We start from the raw sequence: 22,017 nt of genomic DNA, 5'->3' as shown, positions 1-22,017 counted from the left end.
AACAGTTTTTCTCTCTTTCGGTGTGGGAAAAACAGCAACCAATGGAGGGAGGACCCCCCTCTTCCCCCCCCCCCCCCCCCCGCCAGCGCGAAGGGGCGGCTGCCCGCCGGCCGGCGGGCCTGCTAACGTCGCGTCAGCGCGAGAGGCGCGTGATCACGGGACAGGGAGGTTGATGAATATGGCCGCCGTCGGCCTTCATCAGCATGCCCTTGTCCGGCCCGCGCGACGGTAGCGCGCGGTCCGGGTCGTTCCCACGACCAGGAGTGACACGTGTCTTCCTCTTCCTCATCATCCCGGACCGACCTGACCACCGACCGCCTGGTGCTCCGGCCCTGGACCACCGCCGAGGCCACCGCGGTCCTCGGCGACACCAGGTCCGCGCACTGGGCGGACGACTTCCCCGCCGACGGCGACCGCGTCGTCGCGGGCCTCTTCGACCAGCACCCCGCCTGGCTGGGCGCGTACGGCCACCGCCTGATCGTCGAGCGCGACAGCGGCCTGACGGTGGGCTCGATCGGCCTGTTCTGGCCACCCAGCGAGGGCACCCTCGAAATCGGATACGGCGTCGTGCCGTCCCGCCGCGGCCGGGGCTACGCCCCCGAGGCCACCCGCGCCCTGGCGGAGTTCGCCCTCACCGCGTCGGCGGTCCACGCCGTGACCGCCGACGTGGAGCTGTCGAACCCGTCATCCGTCCGGGTGCTGGAGAAGGCGGGCTTCCATCGATGGGCCACCGAGGGGAACCTGGCCCGGTACCGGATCACGAGACCGGACCACCGGCGGTGACCCGGTGGGCCGGCGCGACGACCCCGCGACGCGGGCGTTCGTCGCGCCGGCCCGTCCGGCGTGGGATCCCTCGGGGCGGACGACGCCCGGCGCGCCGGCTGTGCCATCGTTGTCCTTCCATCCGGGACCGTCGGGTGCGGACGGCGCAACGCCCACACCCGACGGCGCGCGCCCGCGGCGGCAGCGGGGTAAGGGGAGGGGCGATGGCGGAGCAGCAGGCCGGGCCGCTGAGCGGCATCCTCGTCGCGGACTTCTCGCGGATCCTGGCCGGGCCGTACGCGACCATGCTGCTCGCCGACCTCGGCGCCGAGGTAATCAAGGTGGAGGGGCCCGGCGGGGACGACACCCGCGCCTGGATGCCGCCGGTCCGGGAGGGGACGTCCACCTACTACCTCGGCGTCAACCGCAACAAACGCTCGGTGGTCCTCGACCTCGCCGACCCCGACGACCTCGACGTCGCCCGGCGACTCGTCCGGCGGGCCGACGTCATGATCCAGAACTTCCGCCCCGGCGGGCTGAAGCGCTTCGGCCTCGACTACGACGGCGTCGCCGCCGACAACGAACGGATCGTCTACGCCTCGATCAGCGGCTTCGGCACCAGCGAGGGAGCGGACCTGCCCGGCTACGACCTCATGGTCCAGGCGGCGTCGGGCCTGATGAGCCTCACCGGCGAGCCGGACGGCCCGCCGTACAAGGCCGGTGTCGCCGTGTTCGACGTGATGGCGGGTCTGCACGCGGCCCTCGGCATCCTCGCCGCCCTGCACCACCGCGCCCACACCGGCGTCGGCCAGCACGTCGAGGTGAACCTGCTCTCCTCGGCGCTGTCCGGCCTGGTCAACCACACCAGCGGCCACGTCGCCGGCGGCGCCGCGCCGTTCCGGATGGGCAACGCCCACCCGAGCCTGTTCCCGTACGAGCCGCTGCCGGCCGCCGACGGCGACCTCGTCGTCATCGCCGGCAACGACGGCCAGTTCCGGAAGCTGTGCGAGGTGCTCGGCCTGCCCGGGCTGCCCGACGACCCCCGGTTCCGGCGCAACCCCGACCGGACCGCGAACCGCGACGTCCTGCGCCCGATGCTGGTCGAGCGGCTGGTCCGACGCACCCGCGACGAGTGGTTCCGGGACCTGCGCGCGGCGGGCGTGCCGTGCGCCCCGATCAACACGGTCGACGGTGGCGTCGCCCTGGCCCGGGACCTCGGGCTCGACCCGGTGGTCACCGTCGGCGGGGTGCCGGGCGTCCGCAACCCGATCGGCTTCTCCGCCACGCCGCCCCGGTACGACCTGCCCCCGCCCCGCCTCGACGAGCACGGCGACGAGATCCGCGCCTGGCTGACCGCCGACTGAGTGGTCGGTCAGGCCCAACCGCGCCGCACGGTGGAGGACGACCCGGCCCGTCCACGCCACCTGCTCACCGAACCCGGCATGGGGCACCGGGTTCCAGCCCTGACGCCGGGCGCCGGCGGTTGACGGGGGCGTCAGACCGGCGCGACGGAGAGCCGAGGGCCGGCGGGCGGCGGCGCGGCGGCCAGGCTGAGCAGCGTGTGCCCGGTGGCGTCGTCGACCACGGCGACCCGCACGGCGTCGGGCTCCCGGTCGGCCAGCGGCACGGCGAACACCGCGGTCGCCGGGCGGCCCCGGTAGCGCGCGGCGTGCCCGACGAAGCGCCAGTCGCCGTCGTCCCAGTGTTCCCGCACGTCCGAGCGGAGCAGCGGGGCCACCCGCCGGTAGGCGTCGCTGAGCTGGAGCTGCTGCACGGTGGCCAGCAGCGGCACGCCGGTGCCGCCGCGCAGCGGATGGGTCAGCCGGGCGCGCAGCCGGCGCAGCGGCAGCAGCCAGGCCGCGTCCAGCTCCGGCGAGAGCGCCACCACCGCCGCCAGTTCGGCGACCAGCACGGCGCCGCCGGCCACCGGCCGCCCGGCGAGTGCGCCCGCCCAGCCGCCGTCGGCCAGCCCCGCCAGGCCGGCCGCCGCCAGCAGCAGCCCGGCCCGGACCAGGCCGCGGCCGGAGACCGGGGTCGGCCGGGCGCTCAGGCACCCGCAGGAGGAGGTGGGGGCGGCGCGCCGGGCGTACGTCAGGTAGGCGAGGAACCCGGCCGTCAGGACGGTCGCGCCGACCGCCTCCAGAGGCAGCGCGGGCGGTAGCAGGAGCAGCGCGCCGAGGGCCAGCTCGACACCGCCGAGCAGCCGGTACGCGGGCAGCGCCCGGTGTTGCCCGAGCAGACGGGCGAGCGCCGACCGGCCGGCCGCCGCGGCGGCGTGCCGGCTGATGAGCTTCACGCGGGCGGACCAGATCAGCACCGCACCGACGACCAGTGGTTGCAGCGCCGCGATCATGTCGATCATGTGTTCTCCATCGGCTGGTCCGACGGGCGGCCTCCGGGCGGTCCGCGGCTGCGTACCGCCCGGAGGGCGCGCCGTCAGGCGGCGGCGTAGACGGTGGCGATGTCGATCTCGTTGGTGTCCGGGTGCCAGGCGCCGAGCACCTGAACGTGCCGGCCGACTCGCAGCAGGGACATGTCGCTGACGGCCGGGGTGCCGTTGTAGACGGCGGCGGACCGGTCCGGCACGACGTGCGCGACGATCCGACGGCCCTTGTGGTCGAGGTGCAGCACGTTGCGGCCGACCGCCGCGATGTGCCCGTGCAGGTTGACGATGTTGACCCACACGGCGTCCGCGGCGAGCGTGCCGTCGGGCAGGCGGACGCCGCGGGCGTAGAGCCCGTCGCCGACGGCGACCCGGTCGAACGTGGTCGGGTGCAGCTTCCAGATGCTCGTGCCGTCGGTGATCCGGATCGAGTGGAGCACGGTGTCCGAGCCGGTGACCAGCAGCATGTTGCCGGAGATCGTGCTGATCCGGCCCTCGGCGAAGTTCGGGTCCGGCGTGCCGGGTTCGACGGTCGCGGCGTCGGCGGCGAACGCCGCCTCGGGGGCGAGCGAGCCGAGCCCGGTGGCGCCGACCACGCCGCCGAGCGCGGCGGTGGCGAGCAGCCGGCGGCGCCTCAGGGTCTGGTCCATGGGGTCCTCCCGTTCAGACGCTGTCGACCGAGCACGGCCGCAGCCCGGTGGAGAGACTGGCGATCGCGCTGTACGCCGCGGGCGTCAGGTCGATGATCCGGTTGCTGCCGCAGGCCGAGCCGCAGCAGGTGCGCTCGCCGCAGAACAGGTCGGTCTGCGGGCCGCAGTCGGCGATGGCGGTGCCGACCCGGGCACCGTTGCAGAGGTTGGTGGTGTAGTGCCGGAAGCCGCAGCCGCGGCGGCTCATCCCGCTGATTCCGCACACGTGCGGGCGGGTGATGGCCAGGCACGCGTCCGAGGTGTTCGGCCAGGCGTGCTGGTAGTTGCCGGACGAACAGGTGCCGCAGGCACCACCACCGGCCGAGCCGCAGGGACCCCAGGCGTTGCCGCAGCAGAACCACGACACCTCGCCTCTCAGAGCAACCACGGGTACCTCCCCTCCAGATCCGATCAACAGCGAAGTTCATCGATATGAAAGGTGATTGTTGTGGCATAAATCATCGAAGTCAATGGATGGCCGGAAGGATTCCTACGTCCACCGTCGGCGGCCGGCCAGCGGGATCCGGAAGTGGACGGTCTGGTGGGTGTCGGTCCGGCCGTCGCGCGCGTCGTGCACCGGCTCGGCCACCGCCCGCCAGAACCGTTCGGCGCCGTCGACCCGGGTGTCGGTGTGCAGGTACAGGTCCCGGTAGCCGGGTTGCCGGCCGACGAAGTCGACGGCGAGACCGACGAGGGCGCGGGCGAGCCCCCGGCGGCGGTGCTCGGGCCGGACGTAGACCCGGAAGAGCTGCGCGGTGGACTCCTCCGGAAAGCGCTCCGCGAGGGAGCGCGGGTGCGGTGGACTCTTCGGCGCCGCGGCGCGGACCGCCGTGGTGCCGACGACCTCGTCGCCCCGGGTCGCGACGAAAAGGGCGTGCGGTTGCGGCGTCAGGTAGGTGCCGGCCAGGTCGATGACGTCGTGGTGCCAGTCGGCACGGTAGCCGTGCCCGAACTCCCGGTAGAACGTGTCGAGCATGACGCTGCGGGCCCCGTCGAGGTGCCGGCCGTCGGCCATCCGCACCTCGTACGCGCCCACGCCGTGTCGGTACTGCCGCATGGTCTCTCCCCTCATCGTGTCGCCGCCGTCGGATCCGCCCGCCGCTGCTCGTCGTCCCGTTCCCGACGCTTCGGGGCGGCGGGCAGCAGCGCGCGGGTCAGCGGATGCCGGGCCGCGCCGAGCAGGGCCTCGGCCCGTCCCTGCTCGACGACGCGTCCGCCGTCGAGCACGACGATCCGGTCGGCGAGGCGGGCCACGACGTCGCGGTCGTGACTGATCACGACCAGCGCCAGGTCGCGGCGTCGACGCAGGTCGTCCAGCAGCGCGAGGACGCGCTCCCGGGCGTCGCCGTCCAGGCCGGCGGTGATCTCGTCGCAGATCAGCACGCGGGGCTCGCTGGCGAGGGCGCGGGCCAGCGCCGCGCGGTGCAACTCCCCGCCGGAGAGCCGGTCGGGCGTGCCGGCCACGGTGTGTTCGGCGAGGCCCACCTGGTCGAGCAGGCGCCGGGCGGTGCGCCGGGCCTCGGCGTCGGTGGCGTCCCGCAGGCGCCGGGCGGCGCGGGCGACCTGGTCGAGGACCGGGCGGTACGCGTCGAAGCTCGCCCGGGCGTCCTGGAACACGTACTGGACGGCCGCGAGGTCGCGCCGGTCCCGCCGGTCGAGGTGCGGGTCGAGGCGTCGGCCGGCGAGCGCGACCCGGCCGCCGGTGGGCGGGTGCAGCCCGGCGACGCAGCGCGCCAGCGTGGTCTTGCCGCTGCCGGACCGGCCGACCACGGCGAGGCACTCCCCGGCGGCGGCCGTCGCGCCGACGTCGCGGAGGACGGTGCGCCGGCGACCCCCGTGGCGGTGGGTGGCCACGAGGCCGGCGACGGCGAGCAGCGGCGGGACGTCCCGGCCGGGCGAGCAGCGGGTCGAGCCGGCCCGGCGGCTGTCGGCGGCCGGGCCCCGGGTCGGCGGGACGGGTGCCCTTTTCCGGTCGTGGTGGTCCCGCGCGGCCAGGACCTCGGCCGTCGGGCCCTGCGCGACGGCCGTTCCGTGGCGCAGCACCAGGACCCGGTCCGCGACGGCGCGGACGAGGGGCAGGTCGTGGCTCAGCAGCACCACCGCCATGCCGTGGCGGGCGAGCGCCGTCAGTTCGCGGGCGACGTCGCGGCGGGTGAGCGCGTCCTGCCCGGTGGTGGGTTCGTCGGCGACGAGGAGGACCGCCCGCGAGAGCAGGGCGTGGGCGATGACCAGCCGCTGTTGCTGCCCGCCGGAGAGCTGGTGGGGGAAACGCCGCAGGAACCGGCGGTCGGTGGGCAGGGCCATCCGGTCGAGCACCTCGGCCACCGCCTGTCGCCGGGCGCGGCGGGTCCGGCCGGGCGGGTGGCGCCGGGCGATCTCGCCGAGCACGGCGCCGACGCGGCGGAGGGGATGGAGCGCCACGGCGGGCTGCTGGGGGACGTACCCGACGGTGCCGGCCGGGGGCGGCGCGCCGGCGGCGACGGCCGAGCCCGCCAGCGCGATCCCGCCGGTGAGGCGGACGCCCGGCGTGGTCTCGCCGAGCAACGCCCGGCCGGTGGTGGTCTTGCCGCTGCCCGACGCGCCGACGACGGCGAGGATCTCCCCGGCGGCGAGGTCGAAGGACACCCCGTCGACGAGCCGCCGCTGCCCGGCCGCGGCGGTCAGCCGCCGCACCCGCAGGAGCGGCCCGCCGGGCGGCGGTCGCCGATCCGCCCCGGGAGCCTGCGGGCCGGGGCGGCGGTCCCGGCGGGGCGGGCGGGCGCCCCGGGCGGGCGGCCCCGCGTCCCCGGGCGGCGTCCCCGGGTCGGCGCGGGCGGCCAGCACCTGGTCGGCGACCAGGTTGACGCCCACCGCCAGGGCGACGACCAGCGCGGCCGGTACGACGACGGCCCACGGTTGCAGGAACAGCCCGGTGCGGTTGCGGTCGACCATCACGGCCCAGTCCGCGGCGTCGGGGGCGACGCCGACGCCGAGGAAGCTGGCCGTGGCGACCAGGTAGACCGCGCCGACGAACCGGACCCCGGCGTCGGCGAGCAGGACCCGGCGGACGCCGCGCCCCACGTACCCGCCGGCCCGGCGCCACCACGTCTCCCGGTACAGGCGCATCGCCTCCATCGCCGGTCCGTGGGCGAGCGGCAGGGCGGCGGCCCGGGTGACCCGGGCGATCTCGGGAAGGGCGATGAGCGCCACGACGCCGACGAGGGTGCCTGGCCCGGGCCGTGCGACGGCGGCCACCAGGATCAGCAGCAGCAGGGACGGCACGGCGAGGACCAGGTCCAGCGGGCGCATGAGGATCTCGTCGACCCACCGGCGGCGGGTCGTCGCGGCGAGCAGGCCGACGGGGACCCCGACGAGGTAGGCCAGCAGGGTGGCGGCGACGGCCACCAGGACCACGGACCGGCCACCGAGCAGCACCTGGTGCAGGACGTCCCGGCCGACGAAGTCGGTGCCGAGCGGCCCGTCGGGGGCGAACGGCAGACCGCGGGAATCGGCGTCGCCGGTCAGGGCGGGGCCGAGCACGGCGAGGCCGAGCGGCACGCCGAGCAGCAGGCCCGCGCCGAGCGTACGCAGCGGGGGCCTCACCGGACGGCTCCGGTACGCGGCGCGAGCCGGAACGCCACCAGGTCGGCGGTCAGGTTCACGGCCACGGCGGTGACGGCGACGAGCACGCACAGCGCCTGGACCATGGGGACGTCCCGGGTGGAGACGGCGTCGACGAGGGCGGTGCCGAGACCGGGTACGACGAACACCGCCTCGACGACGATGACGCCGCCGAGCAGCCAGTCGGTGGTACGGGCGAGCTGCTGGGCCACCGGGGCCAGGGCGTGGGGCAGCGCGTGGCGCAGCCAGAGCCGACCGCCGGTGATGCCGAGACGCCGGGCGTGCCCGACGTGGTCGGCGCGCAGCGCGTCCACCATGCCGGCCCGGGTGAGCCGGCTGATCGTGCAGACGGGCCGGGCCAGCAGGACGAGCAGGGGAAGGACGAGGACTGCCGGCCGCGCCGACAGGTCGGCGCCGAACGCCGTGGGCGGCAACCAGCCGAGCTGTACGCCGAACCCGGCGACGAGCAGGATCGCCAGGGCGAACTCCGGCACGGCGTACAGGGCGACGGACCCGGCGGACAGCGCCCGGTCGAGCCGGCCCCCTTCGCGCCGGGCGGCCAGCATGCCGACGCCCACGGCCAGCGGCACCAGCACCGTCAGGGTGAGGGCCGCCAGCAGCACGGTGGCGCCGGCGCTGTCGGCGAGCCGCTCGGCGACCGGCCGCTGGGAGACCAGCGAGACGCCGAGGTCGCCCCGGAGGAGGCCGGTCAGCCAGTCGAGGTAGCGCTGCCAGGCCGGCTGGTCCAGGTGCAGGTGCGCGCGGATCAGGGCGATGCGGGCCGGATCGGGCTGGTCACCGGCGATCACCACGGCGGCGTCACCGGGCAGCGCCTCGGTGAGCACGAAGACGACGGTGGCGACGCCGGCGACCTGCCCGACGCCGAGCAGCAGCCGCCGGGCGGCGTAGCGGGGCAGGCTCACCCCAGCCAGACCTTGTCGAAGCGAGCCCAGTCGAGGGTGTTGGCGGGGGCGTCGGCCGAGACGCCGCCGACCCGTGGGCTGGTGGCGACGAGGAAGTCGGCGAAGCCCCAGATCAGGAAGCCGCCCTCGGCGTGCAGCATGCGCTGCATGTCGCCGTACGCCTGCCGCCGGGCCTGCTCGTCGGCGCTGGAGACGGCCCTGGCGTAGCGGGCGTCGAAGTCGGGCCGGGCCCACCTGGTGGCGTTGGTGGTGGAGTGGGTGAGCAGCCGCTGGGAGATGTGCGTCTCGATGGGCATGGCGCCGGAGCGGTACGACGCCAGCACGCCCGAGCCGAGGATGTCCCTCCAGTAGGTGTCCTTGTCGCCGATCCTCGGTTCGACGACGAGGCCGGCCTTCCTGGCCTGCTCGGCGAAGACGCTGGCGGCCTCGACGAAGCCGCTGGCCACCGGCGCGGTGTCGAGCGGGATCCGCAGGCCGCGGGCACCGGCCCGGTCGACGAGGAACCGGGCCCGGTCGAGGTCGTGGGAGCGCTGGGCGATGTCGTCGGCGTAGTACTGGTAGCCCTTGCCGAACAGGTCGTTGCCGATCTGCCCGGCGCCGGCGAGCACGGTGTCGACGAGCTGCCGCCGGTCGGTCAGCAGGAACATGGCCTCGCGCAGGTCGCGGTCGTCGAACGGGGGCCGGTCCACCTTCATCGCGAAGGACTGCATGGTGCTGTTCGGCATCCGCGTGACGGTCATCCGGCGGTCGCCGGCGTACGTGCGGGCGGTGGTCGGGGTGACGTCGTGCGCGTAGTCCACCTGGCCGGCGAGCAGGGCGTTGACCCGGGCGGACTCCTCGTTGCTGGTCAGGTACTCCAGCTCGTCGAGGTGGGCCGCGCCGTCCCAGTGGTCGGCGTAGCGCCGCAGCAGCAGCGACCGGCCCGGCCGCCAGGTGTCGAACGTGAACGGACCGGAACCGACGGGACGGTCGAAGGTCTCCGTGCCCTCGGGGACGATGTAGGCGCCGAAGGCCGCGAGGGCGTTGGGGAACTCGGCGAAGGGTCGCTTGAGGACCAGTTCCACGACGCGGTCGCCGACCGCCCTGCTCGCGGCCAGGTCGATCATGTCCAGGCTCGCCCTGGCGCGGAAGGCCCGCTTCGGGTCGGTGATGCGTGCGTAGCTGTACAGGACGTCGGCGGCGCGTACCGGCCGGGCGTCGTGGAAGGTGGCCTGGCGCAGGGTGATCCGCCATCGGGTGAGGTCGGCGCTGGGTGCCCAGCCTTCGGCGAGGCGGGGCCGGATGGAGACGTCGGGGCCGTAGTCGGCGAGCTTGTCGAACATGGCCTTGGCCCGCGACGCCTCGTTGAACAGGTTCGCCAGGTGGGGGTCGAGGGTCTCGTTGGCGCCGCCGCCGGCGAACGCCGCCCGCAGCCGTCCGCCGCGCCGGGGCCGGCTGGCCGGGGCGGCGGACGGGCCGGTGTGGACGCCGCAGCCGGTCAGCGCGACACCGGTCGACGCGGCGGCGGAGAGGGCGGCGGCGCCGAGCAGACCGCGGCGGGTCAGCCTCGGCGTGGCGGTGGGCGAGAGGGCCATGCTGGCGGGTCCTTCCGGAGGGAGGGGGAGAGTCGTACGAGCTCGCTGAAACGATAACGGTTTCCATTTGCGTCCTGCCGGGAGGGTCGCCGGAGGTATGGCATTGCACCTGCATTGCGAACGACGTACGGTGATGGCGATGCAGGTGTATTGCAAAAAGGGGGGTCGGCATGCGGGTGATCGCGTTGTCCGAGGTGACCGGGGACATGACCGAGCTGGTGGGCGGCAAGGCCGCCCGGCTGGCGGAGCTGGCGCGATCGGGCGAGCGGGTGCCGGACGGCTTCTGCGTCACCACCGCCGCCCACGAGCGGGGCGTGGTGCCGCGGGCCGAGGTCGCGCAGGCGTACGAGCGGCTCGGCGGGGGACCGGTGGCGGTGCGCTCCAGCGCGACCACGGAGGACCTCCCGGACGCCAGCTTCGCCGGGCAGCAGGACACCTTCCTCGCCGTCAGCGGGATCGCCGATCTCCTGACGGCGATCGAGGGATGTCAGCGCTCGCTGCACGACCCCCGCGCCGTCGCCTACCGCGACGCCCACGGGATCGACCACGCGTCGGCGCGGATGGCCGTCCTGGTGCAGCGCATGGTCGACCCGGTGACCGCGGGGGTGCTGTTCACCGCCAACCCGCTCACCGGCTGTCGCACCGAGATGATGGTGGAGGCGGCCGAGGGGCTCGGCACGGCCGTCGTGGACGGCAGCGCCACCGTGGAGCGGTACATCCTCGACGGCTCGCCCCGAGCCGGCGCCGGCCTGCTCACCGCCGAGCGGCTGGACGAGCTGCGGAACGCGGGTCGCCGCCTCCAGGACCGGTTCGGCTGCCCGCAGGACGTCGAGTGGGCCTACGACCGGCAGGGCGTGCTCTGGCTGCTCCAGTCGCGGCCGATCACCACGCTGTTCCCGCTGCCGCCGGAGACCGGGCGGCCGGCTCCCCGGGTCTACCTGGAGTTCGGCCACGTGCAGGGCATGCGGCAACCCGCCACCCCGATGGGCATGTCCACCCTGAAGTCGCTGGTGGCGGCGATGCTGGCGTCGTTCGGCCTGACCGTGGAGATCACCGACATCGGCGGGCGCCTGTACGGCGACCTGACCGACCTCGCGCGGCACCCGTCGACCCGCAAACGGCTGGCCAAGCTGATGGCGGTGGACTTCGGGCCGCGGGCCCAGGCGGTGATGGAGCACGTGCTCGCCGACCCGCGCTTCGCGCCGCTGCCAGCTTCCGGTCCGGGGCGTACGGCCACCGGCCCGGCGCTGCGGACCGCCGCCCGCGCGGCGACCGGGGTCGTGCGGGCGCTGGCCCGCCCGGACGCCGCCCGGGCCCGGCTGTTCCGGGAGGTCGAACGTCTCCGGGTCGGCTCGGCCGCGCCCGCCGGGCTGGACACCGCCGTCGACCGGCTGCGGTACGTGCGCGACGAGGAACTGTCGGCCAGCCCCGACGACATCGTCTGGCCGATCGTCGCCGGGATGCTCGCCGCCACGCTGCCGGCCTCGCTGCTGCGGGGCGTGGCCGGCCCCGGCGAGATCGACACGGTGCTGGGCGGCATGCCGCACAACGTCACCATCGAGATGGACCTGGCGTTGTGGCGGCTGAGCCAGCAGGCCACCGCGCACCGCCACCTGCTGCTCACCACCCCGCCGCACGACCTGGCCACGGCGTACGTCCGGGGATCGCTGCCCGACATCGGCCTGGCGGCGTTCCTGGACCGCTACGGCCACCGCGCCGCCGCCGAGGTCGACCTCGGGGTGCCGCGCTGGGACGAGGACCCGACCCCGGTCTTCGCGATGATCGCCAACTACCTGCGCGTCACCGACCCTGAGCAGGCCCCGGACCGGCGCTTCGCCCGCGCCGCCGAGGCCGCCGAGGCGACGTGCGCGGACCTCGTCGCCCGGGCGCGTCGGCGCCGACCGGTCCGCGGCCGGATCGCCGGATTCCTCCTGCGCCGGGCACGGATGCTGGCCGGCCTGCGGGAAGCCGGCAAGTTCGCCGGCCTCTACCGCCTACGGGAGATGCGCCGCCAACTGCTGCTCGTCGGCGCCGAGCTGGCGGAGCGGGGGCTGCTGGGGCGGCCCGACGACATCATGTTCCTCACCCTCGACGAGACACACGCGGCCGTGCACGACGGCACCGACCACCGCTCGACGGTCGCCGCGCGCCGCGCGACGTACCGGCGGGAACTGCGCCGCCAGGCGGTGCCGGTGGCCCTGCTCTCCGACGGCACCGACGTCGAGGCCGTCCTCGCGCCGCCGCCGGCCCCGGACGGCGCCCTGCGGGGGGTGGGCGCGGCGGCCGGCCGGGCGACCGGCCCGGCCCGGGTGGTCCACGACCCGGCCACCGCCCACGTCGAACCCGGCGACGTGCTGGTCGCTGCCACCACCGACCCCGGCTGGACGCCCCTGTTCCTCACCGCCGCCGCGCTGGTCACCGAGACGGGGGCGGTGATGGCGCACGGCCCGACGGTCGCCCGGGAGTACGGCATCCCCGCCGTCATCTGCGTCCCCGACGCCACCCGCAGGATCCGGACCGGCCAACTCGTCACGGTGGACGCCGCCGCGGGCACGGTGACCCTGCATCCCGCCCCAGGGGCCGTGGAGCCGTCGGTGATCGGCGAGGCGTGCGCGTCGTGACAGCATGAGGCCATGCCGAAGAAGGTCGACCGCCACGAACGGCGCACGCTGATCGCGGCCGCCCTGATGCGCGTGGCCGCCCGTCAGGGTGTGGAGGCCGTGAGCCTGCGTCACGTGGCGGCCGAGGCCGGCGTCTCGGCCGGCATGGTCCAGCACTATTTCCGCACCAAGGACGAGATGATGGCCTTCGCCATGACCGTCGTGCGGGAGCGCAGCCAGGCCCGGGTGACCGACGCGATCGCCCGGCTCGGCGAGGATCCGGCCCCCCGGCTGCTGCTCCGCACGATGGTCGCCGCGCTGCTCCCGCTGTCCGAGGAGTCGCTCGCCGACGGGCGGGTCGCCCTGGCGTTCCTCGCGTACGCGGCGGTGCGGCCGGACGTCGCCGCCGGCATGCGCGAGGACACCGACCAGCTGCGCGCCTTCGTCGCCGGTCTCATCCCGGGTCCCCGGCGGGACGAGTACGCGGCCGGTGTGCTGGCGCTGATGGAGGGGCTGGGTGTCCACCTGCTCGGCGGCCACTACACCGCCGAGCAGGCGCTCGCCGCGCTGGACGCCCACCTCGACCTCGTGTTCGCCGGCGGCGGGACGTCTCGATAAAAGTTTTCGTCTCCATCGATGATCCTCTTGGAACTTATCTCCAGAGCGACTACCCTCCTGTGGACCACCTACCGTCCATCGTGGAGGAGACTGGTCATGCGCAAGCTGATGTCAGCGGTCGGAGCGGGGGCCCTGCTGACCGTGGGGTTGTTGGCCGGCGCCGCCCCGGCGCAGGCGGCGAGCTGCACCCTCGTGCAGTCCGAGATCTACAACGGCGCCAACATGATCGCGTGGTCCCAGGGGCTGCAGGGCTGTTCGGGCGACGTCTACTGGGAGATCCAGTCGGGCGACGCGGGTGGCTGGCAGGTCGCGCAGAGCGGCACCACGTACTACGACAACAAGGTCCAGAGCTACTACGGCGACGTCGACCTGCCGTGTTACCTGCGGGTCTACGCGAAGTTCGGCAGCCAGGAGAAGCTGACCCAGCCGGTGCAGAACTACAACTGCGCCGGCTGACGCTCGTCGGCCCGGGCCGCAGCCGCACGGCTTAGGCCCGGGCCGAGAGCCGCCGCTCAGGGCGCCGGATGTACCCGGTGGCGCGCCGGACGGACCGACGGCGCCACCGGGTGCGGCCCGCGCATCAGGCGGGACGGCCTCCGGGCGGGATCACACCGTCCCGACCGGGCGCTGGTGGGCGCCGGTGATGTCGGTGCCGGCGATGTGCGGCGTGGAGCCGGTGACGAAGAGCCGGTAGCCGTCGTGGTAGCCGAGGTAGGAGCCACGCTGGTGGTGGGTGACTCGCAGGGTCAGCCGCGTGCCGGCGGCAACCTTGACCTGGATCGTGTCGGCCAGCTCGACGGAGTTCGACACGGCGAGCACCCGCCCCGTGTCGTCGGTCAGCCGCAGGTCGAAGTCGTCGACGAGTGCCGTGCCACGCGCCGCGCCGCTCGGGTAGTCCAGCTGGTTGTTCGCGGCGCTGGTCACGTACCCCGACAGGGTGGCGAGGTCGTAGCGCATCCAGTTTGGGACGACGTTGACGGTGACCCACTGGGTGTGCTGGGAGGTGAACCGGTAGTCGACGGAACTGCCGGGCGACAGCGTGCTGCGCTCCACCATGAACGAGGTGTCGTTGCCGTAGCCGAGGCCGCGGGCGTACTCGTCGCGGTAGTGCTCGTACAGCTCGTAGCTGCGGGTGGCGGTCCCGTACGGCACGGTCGCGGTACGGCGCACCGCGCCGCCGCTGGTGACGTACGCGCCGTCGGCCGTGCGTCCGAGCCCGTGCGCGCCGGCCGGGCCGAGCGGACCCAACGGGCCGAGCGGGCCGAGCGGCCCGACGGGGCCCAGCACGCCCCACACGCCGCCGGCCTGGACCTGCTTGCTGAAGTCACCGAGGCTGGGCAGCGTCTCGTGGTACGCCTCCGGGGACAGCGGGCCGTCGGGGCCGAGCGGGCCCCACTCGCTCATCGGCCCGCCGTACCAGCCGAGCATGCCGGCCCAGTCGTCCCAGGCCGTCCCGGTGATCCAGCTTGACGGGTGCCACGGCTCGACACCGATCGGACCGGCGACGCCGAGCGGCCCCCAGGGGCCGATCAGCCCGTAGTGGCCCAGCGGGCCCATGGGCTTGAGGTAGTCGGCGGGGCGCAGCGGGTCGCCGGGATAGGTGGTCTGCACCGTGGGGCTGACCGTGGACAGGTTGCCGCCGAGGGCCTCCACCGAGGTCGCCGACACGTAGCCGGTGTCCGCGGCCCGGGCGGGGGGCGCCGCCGCGACGACGCTCACCGTGGCGGCGAGCAGTGCGGTGAGAAGGCGCCGTCGGGCCGGCGTCGCCCGGCGGCGTGCTGCGGTTGTCCCCTGCATGTGTCGTGCTCCCGTGTCGTGTCGTCGATGGGCTGCCGGCGCCCAGGCACGCCCGGACACGCGTCACCGCAGCCGACGGCGCCGCCCCTTCGAAATGGGCGGAGACGGGTGGCGGGTAGTGCCTCGGCGTCGGAAATCACGTGCCGAACGGGCCGGGAAACCGGCCCACAGAGCCTACAAAAGGACGGGCCGCGCGGGAAATCCGAGAAAGCGTGACTTTCGTCTTCTTGACTCCACCGTGAGCCGCCGCCGCCAATGCGGCGGCGGCCGACGGCTCGCCCGCGACGATTTCGGTGGACGACTGGAAAATCCGGGTGGGCCGGCGGGGAAATGACGCAGAAAGAGACGGCGCGAAATGCGGGACCTGTCGGCGCGAACCCGGGCGGGCCGGCCGGGCGACGACGGCCCCGGGCCCGCTTCCCGGATCCGCTGTCCACCCCGCCGGCCCTTGGCAGAGTGGGGGCGTGACCGAGAAGGGGCCGACGGTGGCGGCCGGCCGGATCCAGCTGGTCGGGGAGTCCAGCGCGGTCAGCCGGCTGGAGCTCTTCCTCGACCTGATCTTCGTCTTCGCCCTCATCACCGTGTCCAGCACGGTCGCGGCCGACCTGACCGTCACGAGCCTGCTGCACGGCGTGGTGCTGCTGGTCCTGCTGTGGACCTGCTGGCTGTCGTACGCCTGGCTCGGCAACGTCGTCCGGGTGGACCGGGGCGTCATGCCGGTGGTCATCTTCGGCCTGGCGGCGCTGATCCTGGTCGTGGGGGTGACCCTCAACGAAACGTTCTCCGACAAGCCGGGCGGCCTGCACGGGCCGCTGGTCGTCGTGGTCTGCTACCTGGTCGTCCGGTCCGGCGCGCTGCTGGTGGCCACCGTCGCCGTCTGGCGGGATCCCGCCGCCCGTCGCACGTACCCGCGTGTCTGGCTGCCCCTGCTCGCCGCCGCGCCGTTGCTGCTGGCCGCGGGCCTCCTGCCCATCGGCACGTTCGGTGCCGACGGCGAAGCCCGGGAGTGGGTCCGCTTCGCGCTGCTGCTGGCCGCCTTCCTCGTCGAGTACCTCGGGATAACGATCATCGGCGTGAGCTGGTGGCGCGTCCAGTCCGTCAAGCACTGGACCGAGCGGTTCCATCTGATCATCCTGGTGGCGTTCGGCGAGATCATCATCTCGGCCGGCACGGGCCAGGGTGTCGGCTGGGCCAGCCCGGTCACCTGGGGGGTGGTCGGGGGCGCCGTGCTCAGCATGCTGCTGGTGGGCGTGCTCTGGTGGACGTACTTCGACATCGCCAGGTTCTCCGCTGAGGACGCGCTGGAACAGGCCACCGGTGTCGCCCGCTCGCGGCTCGCCCGGGACGCGTACACGTTCCTGCACCTGCCGATGATCGTCGGGCTGATCCTGCTCTCGCTCGGGCTCAAGCACACGTTCAACAACGTGGCGTTCCAGTCGGTGCGGTCGGAGCCGGCGCTCGGCCTCTTCGCCCTGTATGGCGGGGTGGCGCTGTACCTGCTCGCCCTGATCGCCTTCGAGCGCCGGACGATCGGTATCTGGGGCCGCGGGCCGCTCGTCGGCCTCGTCCTGGTGCTGGCGCTCGCCCCGGTGGCGGCGCGGGCGCCGGTGGTCGCCCAGCTGGGGCTGCTCGCCGCCGCAGTCGCCAGCCTGGTCCTGCTCGACCGCACCGTCTTCCGGATGCGGCACCGGGCACTGCACCGGGCGATCGAGCCGGTCAGCGAGCGCTCCACCGGGGTCACGCCCAAGGAACTCTTCCTCGACCTGGTCTTCGTCTACGCCTTCATCCAGGTCACCGAGCTGATGACCGCGCAACCCGGCGGACGCGGGCTGCTCCAGGGGCTGGCGGTGCTCGTGCTGCTCTGGTGGGCGTGGTGCAGCTACGCCTGGCTCGGCAGCTCGTTCCGCACGGAGAATGCCATCGCCCGGCTCCTGCTCCTCGGCGCCGCGGCGAGCGTCCTGGTGATCGCCATCGCCGTGCCCGTGGTCTTCATCAACCTGCCCGGCGGTCTGCCGGGACCGCTGGTCTTCGCGACGTGTTACGGCCTCGTGCGCGCCCTGAACTTCGTCGCGTTCTGGACGGTCGCCCGGAAGGACCGGCTGTTCCGCGGCCAGTTGGTGCGGCTCGCGGTGTCGGCCGCCGTGGCGCTCGCGCTGCTCTACGCCGCCGCCTCCGTGCCGCCGCCGTCGGACGACCCGCAGGCGTTCCAGCCCGTCCGTGTCGCCCTGTGGGCGGCGGCCGTCGTCGTCGACCTGGGCAGCGGCTACCTGCTCAACGCCCGGCACTGGCCGGTGCGCTCCGCCGAACACTGGGCCGACCGGTTCGGCCTGATCATCCTCGTCGCGCTCGGCGGCGCGATCGTCTCGACCGGCGCGTCGGTGAGCAACCGCGCGGTCTCCGTGCCCGTGGTCGTCGCCGCCGTGCTGAGCCTGGTGGTGGTCGCGACGCTCTGGTGGGCGTACTTCGACGTCGACGCCACCGCGGGGCAGCGGGGCGTGCAGAGCCTGCACGACGGCCGGCGCAGCCGCCTCGCACTCGAGGCGTACACGTACTCGCACCTGCCGATGATCGCCGGGGTCGTGCTGGTCGCGCTCGGGCTGCGCAAGACGGTGGCGGAGGTCGAGCGGGTCGCCGGACCCGTCGGGTGGTGGGACATGTCCCACCTCACCCTCTACGGCGGGGTGATCCTCTTCCTCCTCGCCGACCAGGCCTTCTGGTGGCGCATCCAACACCGGGTCCGTGGCCTCCGGCTCGTCGCGATCGTGGCGCTGGTCGGGCTGACGGCGGTGACCACCACGGTGTCCCGGCTGGCGGGTCTGGCGATCCTCGCCGGCGCCCTGAGCGCGTTCGCGCTTGCCGAGGCCGTCAGCACCCGCCAACTGCGGCACGCCGCGCACGACCCGCTGGTCCCGGAGTCGTCCGCACCGCACCGGCCCTGACCGGGCGCCGCTTGCCCGCCGACCGCCGACCGCCGCGGCCGGCGCGGCCGGAAACCGTCGCGCCGTGACCACCCCCGTCGACGCTCTGCATTGGGTCCGCGCCCGCTGAGCCGACCCGGAAGAAATGCGAGCCCCGTCATGCGGTACGTCGGAAACGGCAATTCCCCACCGTCGTCCTCGTCACACGGCAATGGCGGTGGGCCACACGGAGAAACTGCCCGGAATGGCGCCCCGGCCCATGACGGTCGGGGCAGAATGTGCGAATGAGGGCCGGCGTCAACTGATCCGCCATTCCCGTCGCCCCTGCTGGCGTCGTTCCGCCCCGCCGCCCGGCCACCCGCCCACCCGGGGCTCGCCGGGCGGACGGCGGGGCGGCGGTCGACACGTCACGGCGTCAGGCGCTTCTCGAACCAGTGGTGCGCGTAGTGCTCGGTGTTGTAGGGCTCGATCTCCCGGTAGCCGGCCGCGCGGTACATCGCGATCGCCTCGGTGAGGTTGCGGTTGGTGTCCAGCCGGACGGCGGTCCAGCCCCGTGCGGCGGCGTGCCGTTCCAGCTCGCCGAGCATCCGCCGGCCGACCCCGAGCCCGCGTACGGTGTCCGCCACCCAGACCCGCTTGATCTCGGCGGGCGCGTCGTGGTGGAGCTTGACCGCGCCGCACCCGACGGCCTCGCCGTTGAGGGTGGCGAGCAGGAACAGGCCGGCCGGCGGGACGAGGTCCTCGTCGTGCACCGGGTTGCTCCGGCTCGGATCGAACCCGTCGTCGAAGCGTCGGGCGACCTCCCGGGCGTAGGCCCGCGTGCACGCCCGGGCCCGCGGGTCGCCGGGCGGGCAGGGCGCGATGACCACCATCGACGCGACGAGCAGCCGCTCGACCTCGGCCATCGCCGCGACGAGCCGCTCCCGGCGCCGCGCGGACAGCGGCGCGAGGATCGACGAGGCGAACTCGTCGGAGCGCCTGTCGAGTTCGGACCACTCCGCCCGGCCGGCGTCGGTCAACGTGGCGACCCGGACCCGCCCGTCGCCCCCGACCTGGTCGGACGGCCCGACGGTGACCAGCCCGTCGTGCTCCAAGGCCCGCAGGAGCCGGCTGAGGTGACCCGAGTCCAGCCCGAGCCGGGCCCTGAGCGCCGCGACCTCGCTGCCACCGGGACCGATCTCCCACAGCACCCGCGCCTGCGCGAGGGGACGCCCGCGCGCCATGTAGGCATCGTCGAGGGCGCCCACCCGCTGGGTCACCGTCCGGTTGAACCGCCGCACCGCGGCGACGAGCTGATCCGAGGTCATAAAGCCTGACTTTAGTCAGCTATCACTCTCGGCGCCAGGGCCTGCCGAGCCCGGTGGCCGGGTGCGCCCGGTCCAACGCCGTGGCCGAGCGGCCGGTCGCCCGGCTATGGTGTCGGCCATGCAGGATCGGCACGGTCTCCGCCGCGTCGGCAAGCGCGTCTCGCTGCCGGCGCTGCTGATGCTGGCCGTGCTGGTCATGGTGCTGTCGGCGGCGCGGGCCGTCGGGCTGTGCATCGTGTTCCGGTGCACGCGGCGGGCCGTCCCCGGGTGCGTGCCGGCGTGGTCGGCGGACCGTGCTCCGCCCGGGCTGACGTTCGCCGTCTGAAGCCTGTTCGCCTCCCGGCGCCCTACGGCGCCGGCCCGTGGCTTGGAGCACCATGCCGACCCTGCGTCACGACACGCGCCCCCGCTTCCTGTCCGTCGGTGACGGACCGCCCCGACCGATGACGTGCGCCGCCGCGCACACTCCGGCACGGGGACGATGAGCATGCTGGCTCCCGGCGTGTACGCCCGCCTCGGCGTACGGCATCCCGTCGCCCTCGACCTCGGCACGTCGGCGGTGCGTGTGTGGACCCCGGTGCACGGGGAGGTCGTCACCGAACCCGCCGTCGTCGCGCGGATACCCTCCGGCGGCCATGCCGTCGGGCGCGCCGCGATGGACCTGCGCGCCACCAGCGGCGCGAAGCTGCTGTGGCCGGTGCGGCACGGCGTGGTGGAGGACTTCTTCGCCTGCGTACACCTGTTGCGGGTGGTGGCGGCGGCCGCCGGGCGGCCGGGCGACGACGTCTCACCGGTCGTCGTCGGCGTGCCGGCCACCGCCACGTTGCAGCAGAAGAACCTCCTGGTCGCGGTGGTCCGCCGGGCGCTCGGCGGGCGCGTCGCCACCGTGGAGGAGCCGTTGGCGGCCGCCCTGGCCTGCCAGGCCGACCTGGACCGCGACGACGTCGTCGCCGTCGACATCGGCCACGGCCGCACCGAGATCGCCCGCATCGCCGACCGCGCGGTCGCCGCCGCCGAGCACGTCGACGTGCCCAACGCCGTCGACCAGGTGCCGTTCATCGCGGCCGCCGTGCGCCGCGTCGGCGCCCGCCCGGCCGGCCCGGGGCGACGCCGACTGCTGATCACCGGTGGCGGGGCGGCGCATCCGGGGCTCGCGGCCCGGCTGGCCGCCCTGACCGGCCGCACCGTCACGATGCCCCCGGACCCGCACCTGGCCACGCTCGCCGGCCTGCGCCTGCTGCTCACCGGCTGACCCGGGCGACGGTCCCCGCACGGCGAGCCGACGGCTGCGCCGTGTCCGCCGTTGCCGCCGCCGCAGCCGGACGTGCCCTCGTCCGGCCGTCACCGCACCGCGCCCACCGCTGCGGTTCCCTCACCACCTGGAGTTCCGATGGACGTCGAACTGACACCGCTGCCCGGCATCGGTTTTCGCCGCATGTTCACCACCGACGCCGGATGCCGCGTCGGGGTGGTGACCCACTACGCCGGCGGCCGGCGTGAGCTGGTCTACCACGACGGCGACGATCCCGACGCCACCCGCAGCATCATCCTCAAACGCGACGAAGCCGTCGCCCTCGCGGGCCTGCTCGGCCTCCTCGACGTCTTCGACGTCACCATCACCGCGCCCGACGAGTCCGACCGGCAGCCCGCCGAGCCGCGGTGAGTGCCCGCCGGCGCGCGGATCCCGCTCACCGCGCAGCCTGCGGCGACGTTCCCGCCGCGCCACGGCTCGGGTGGCGCGGCGGGAACGTCGACGAGGTCAGCCGGCGCGGCGGAGGCGGCGGAGCATGCCGTCGAGGTCCTGGGCGAAGAGTTCGTGCCGGAAGTAGTGGCCCCCGGGAACCTCGCGCCACTCGTGCGGGATGCCGGCGCGGGCGAGAGCTGCCCGGAACTCGCGCTGGCCGGCCAGCACCTGGGTCTCGTTGACCGTGTCGAACCAGTTGACCGGGTCGGGCGAGGTGCCGGCGGCGAGGAACACGCGCTTGTTGTGGTAGCTGCCGATGCGCTGGACGGGGTTGTCGGCGCTGACTCGGGCCTCGTCCCACAGCGGTGCGCCGTAGACCGTGCCGCCGCCCAGGTCCAGCGCCGCCGAGGTGGCGTTGGCCCAGTGCACGACCAGGCCGAAGTCCCGGCGCAGGCTGGCCGGACCGGAGTGGGAACTGACCGAACAGAAGTGGCCGTAGTACTTCGCGGCGTACTTGAGGGCGCCGAACCCGCCCATCGAGAACCCGGCGACCGCGCGTCCGTCGTACTCCGGGAACGTTCGGAAGTTCGACTCGATCCACGGCAGCAGTTGCGCCATGTGGAAGGTCTCCCAATTGCGGGGGCCCGTGTTGCTGTGCACCGGGTTCGAGTACCAGCCGGTCGAGGCGTCCGGCATGACGACGATGATCTCCCGCCCGGCGGTGAGATCGATGATGTTGTCCTGCAGGTGGAAGGTGCGGAAGTCGGCCCCGCCGCCGTGCAGGAGGTACAGCACCGGATAGCGCCTGCCGCTGGTGTGGTAACCGTCGGGCAGCAGGACGTTGACCGCCGGGTCCCACTCGACGGCGGCGGTGGCGAAGCGGTAGTACTGCAGCCGGCCGGGGTTCTCGTTGCGGTCGACGATGTGCAGGCCGTGGCCGTCGACAGCGGCGACCGCGGGGGACGACGCGGAGAACGCCCCGGCGAACGCTCCGGCGGCGGCGACTCCCGCCGTGCCGACCAGCAGTCGCCGGCGGCTCACTCGACGACGGACGTTGCCACTGTCGCTCATCGGATTTGCGGCGTGGAAACCCGGCCGTTCAGGGCCGGGAGGAAACGCCGCTCCCTCCCCTCGCTGATCGTCTTACATGGACGGATAGGGT

At 74.3% G+C, this 22,017-nt stretch carries 19 protein-coding genes; 9 read left to right on the top strand and 10 right to left on the bottom strand.

Going from position 1 to position 22,017, the window contains the following annotated elements; all coding sequences use genetic code 11:
* Positions 1 to 270 precede the first annotated feature (270 nt).
* A complete protein-coding gene (locus tag ACZ6O2_RS31775; protein WP_466025506.1) occupies positions 271 to 783 on the top strand; it encodes a GNAT family N-acetyltransferase in 513 nt (170 codons plus the stop codon).
* Positions 784 to 986: 203 nt separating this feature from the next.
* A complete protein-coding gene (locus ACZ6O2_RS31770; protein WP_466025505.1) occupies positions 987 to 2,126 on the top strand; it encodes a CaiB/BaiF CoA transferase family protein in 1,140 nt (379 codons plus the stop codon).
* A 131-nt stretch (positions 2,127 to 2,257) separates the two neighbouring features.
* On the opposite strand, the gene ACZ6O2_RS31765 is transcribed toward ACZ6O2_RS31770, so the two are convergent.
* The 7 genes from ACZ6O2_RS31765 to ACZ6O2_RS31735 all read right to left on the bottom strand — a co-directional run bounded on the left by ACZ6O2_RS31765 (position 2,258) and on the right by ACZ6O2_RS31735 (position 9,931).
* Positions 2,258 to 3,124, bottom strand: a complete 867-nt coding sequence (locus tag ACZ6O2_RS31765) for a MauE/DoxX family redox-associated membrane protein (RefSeq protein WP_466025504.1) — start codon at positions 3,122 to 3,124, stop codon at positions 2,258 to 2,260.
* A gap of 74 nt (positions 3,125 to 3,198) precedes the next feature.
* The gene (locus tag ACZ6O2_RS31760; RefSeq protein ID WP_350685971.1) at positions 3,199 to 3,795 is read right to left on the bottom strand and encodes a cell wall protein; all 597 of its coding nucleotides are present in this window, start codon (positions 3,793 to 3,795) and stop codon (positions 3,199 to 3,201) included.
* Between the two features lie 13 nt (positions 3,796 to 3,808).
* The gene (locus tag ACZ6O2_RS31755; protein WP_350708163.1) at positions 3,809 to 4,222 is read right to left on the bottom strand and encodes an RlpA-like double-psi beta-barrel domain-containing protein; all 414 of its coding nucleotides are present in this window, start codon (positions 4,220 to 4,222) and stop codon (positions 3,809 to 3,811) included.
* A 102-nt stretch (positions 4,223 to 4,324) separates the two neighbouring features.
* Positions 4,325 to 4,891, bottom strand: coding sequence for a GNAT family N-acetyltransferase (locus ACZ6O2_RS31750; RefSeq protein WP_466025503.1), 567 nt, complete (start codon positions 4,889 to 4,891; stop codon positions 4,325 to 4,327).
* 11 nt (positions 4,892 to 4,902) lie between these two features.
* Positions 4,903 to 7,416 carry an ABC transporter ATP-binding protein/permease gene (locus ACZ6O2_RS31745; RefSeq protein ID WP_466025502.1) on the bottom strand — a complete coding sequence of 838 codons (2,514 nt, stop codon included), beginning with the start codon at positions 7,414 to 7,416 and terminating at the stop codon, positions 4,903 to 4,905.
* Positions 7,413 to 8,357, bottom strand: coding sequence for an ABC transporter permease (locus tag ACZ6O2_RS31740; protein ID WP_466025501.1), 945 nt, complete (start codon positions 8,355 to 8,357; stop codon positions 7,413 to 7,415). The genes ACZ6O2_RS31745 and ACZ6O2_RS31740 overlap by 4 nt, the downstream gene beginning before the upstream one ends.
* Positions 8,354 to 9,931 carry an ABC transporter substrate-binding protein gene (locus ACZ6O2_RS31735; RefSeq protein WP_466025500.1) on the bottom strand — a complete coding sequence of 526 codons (1,578 nt, stop codon included), beginning with the start codon at positions 9,929 to 9,931 and terminating at the stop codon, positions 8,354 to 8,356. Before ACZ6O2_RS31735 ends, ACZ6O2_RS31740 begins: the two co-directional genes overlap by 4 nt.
* A gap of 170 nt (positions 9,932 to 10,101) precedes the next feature.
* On the opposite strand from ACZ6O2_RS31735, the gene ACZ6O2_RS31730 reads away from it, so the two are divergent.
* From ACZ6O2_RS31730 to ACZ6O2_RS31720, 3 genes are all read left to right on the top strand, one after another.
* Entirely contained in the window at positions 10,102 to 12,552 is a 2,451-nt protein-coding gene (locus ACZ6O2_RS31730) for a PEP/pyruvate-binding domain-containing protein (RefSeq protein WP_466025499.1), read from the top strand.
* A gap of 12 nt (positions 12,553 to 12,564) precedes the next feature.
* Complete coding sequence (locus ACZ6O2_RS31725; protein ID WP_350708174.1) at positions 12,565 to 13,149, top strand: TetR/AcrR family transcriptional regulator; 585 nt, start codon at positions 12,565 to 12,567, stop codon at positions 13,147 to 13,149.
* A gap of 96 nt (positions 13,150 to 13,245) precedes the next feature.
* Complete coding sequence (locus ACZ6O2_RS31720) at positions 13,246 to 13,605, top strand: hypothetical protein (protein ID WP_350708176.1); 360 nt, start codon at positions 13,246 to 13,248, stop codon at positions 13,603 to 13,605.
* Between the two features lie 150 nt (positions 13,606 to 13,755).
* Here ACZ6O2_RS31720 and ACZ6O2_RS31715 read toward each other — a convergent pair whose 3' ends face one another.
* On the bottom strand, positions 13,756 to 14,946 hold the full coding sequence (locus tag ACZ6O2_RS31715; protein WP_466025498.1) for a hypothetical protein: 1,191 nt from the start codon (positions 14,944 to 14,946) through the stop codon (positions 13,756 to 13,758).
* Positions 14,947 to 15,410: 464 nt separating this feature from the next.
* Between ACZ6O2_RS31715 and ACZ6O2_RS31710 the strand changes: the two genes are divergently transcribed.
* Complete coding sequence (locus tag ACZ6O2_RS31710; protein ID WP_466025497.1) at positions 15,411 to 17,885, top strand: low temperature requirement protein A; 2,475 nt, start codon at positions 15,411 to 15,413, stop codon at positions 17,883 to 17,885.
* Between the two features lie 386 nt (positions 17,886 to 18,271).
* On the opposite strand, the gene ACZ6O2_RS31705 is transcribed toward ACZ6O2_RS31710, so the two are convergent.
* A complete protein-coding gene (locus ACZ6O2_RS31705; RefSeq protein ID WP_466025496.1) occupies positions 18,272 to 19,171 on the bottom strand; it encodes a bifunctional helix-turn-helix transcriptional regulator/GNAT family N-acetyltransferase in 900 nt (299 codons plus the stop codon).
* Positions 19,172 to 19,289: 118 nt separating this feature from the next.
* On the opposite strand from ACZ6O2_RS31705, the gene ACZ6O2_RS31700 reads away from it, so the two are divergent.
* From ACZ6O2_RS31700 to ACZ6O2_RS31690, 3 genes are all read left to right on the top strand, one after another.
* Positions 19,290 to 19,496, top strand: a complete 207-nt coding sequence (locus ACZ6O2_RS31700) for a hypothetical protein (protein WP_350708182.1) — start codon at positions 19,290 to 19,292, stop codon at positions 19,494 to 19,496.
* Positions 19,497 to 19,652: 156 nt separating this feature from the next.
* On the top strand, positions 19,653 to 20,423 hold the full coding sequence (locus ACZ6O2_RS31695; protein WP_350708184.1) for a rod shape-determining protein: 771 nt from the start codon (positions 19,653 to 19,655) through the stop codon (positions 20,421 to 20,423).
* Positions 20,424 to 20,561: 138 nt separating this feature from the next.
* Complete coding sequence (locus ACZ6O2_RS31690) at positions 20,562 to 20,834, top strand: cation:proton antiporter regulatory subunit (RefSeq protein ID WP_466025495.1); 273 nt, start codon at positions 20,562 to 20,564, stop codon at positions 20,832 to 20,834.
* 96 nt (positions 20,835 to 20,930) lie between these two features.
* Here ACZ6O2_RS31690 and ACZ6O2_RS31685 read toward each other — a convergent pair whose 3' ends face one another.
* Positions 20,931 to 21,926, bottom strand: a complete 996-nt coding sequence (locus tag ACZ6O2_RS31685; RefSeq protein ID WP_466025494.1) for an alpha/beta hydrolase — start codon at positions 21,924 to 21,926, stop codon at positions 20,931 to 20,933.
* Positions 21,927 to 22,017: the final 91 nt, after the last annotated feature.

Source organism: Micromonospora sp. NPDC048040 (genome assembly GCF_055587185.1).
Note: the sequence above shows the minus strand (reverse complement) of the source record. Positions and strands in the feature narration are given on the sequence as shown.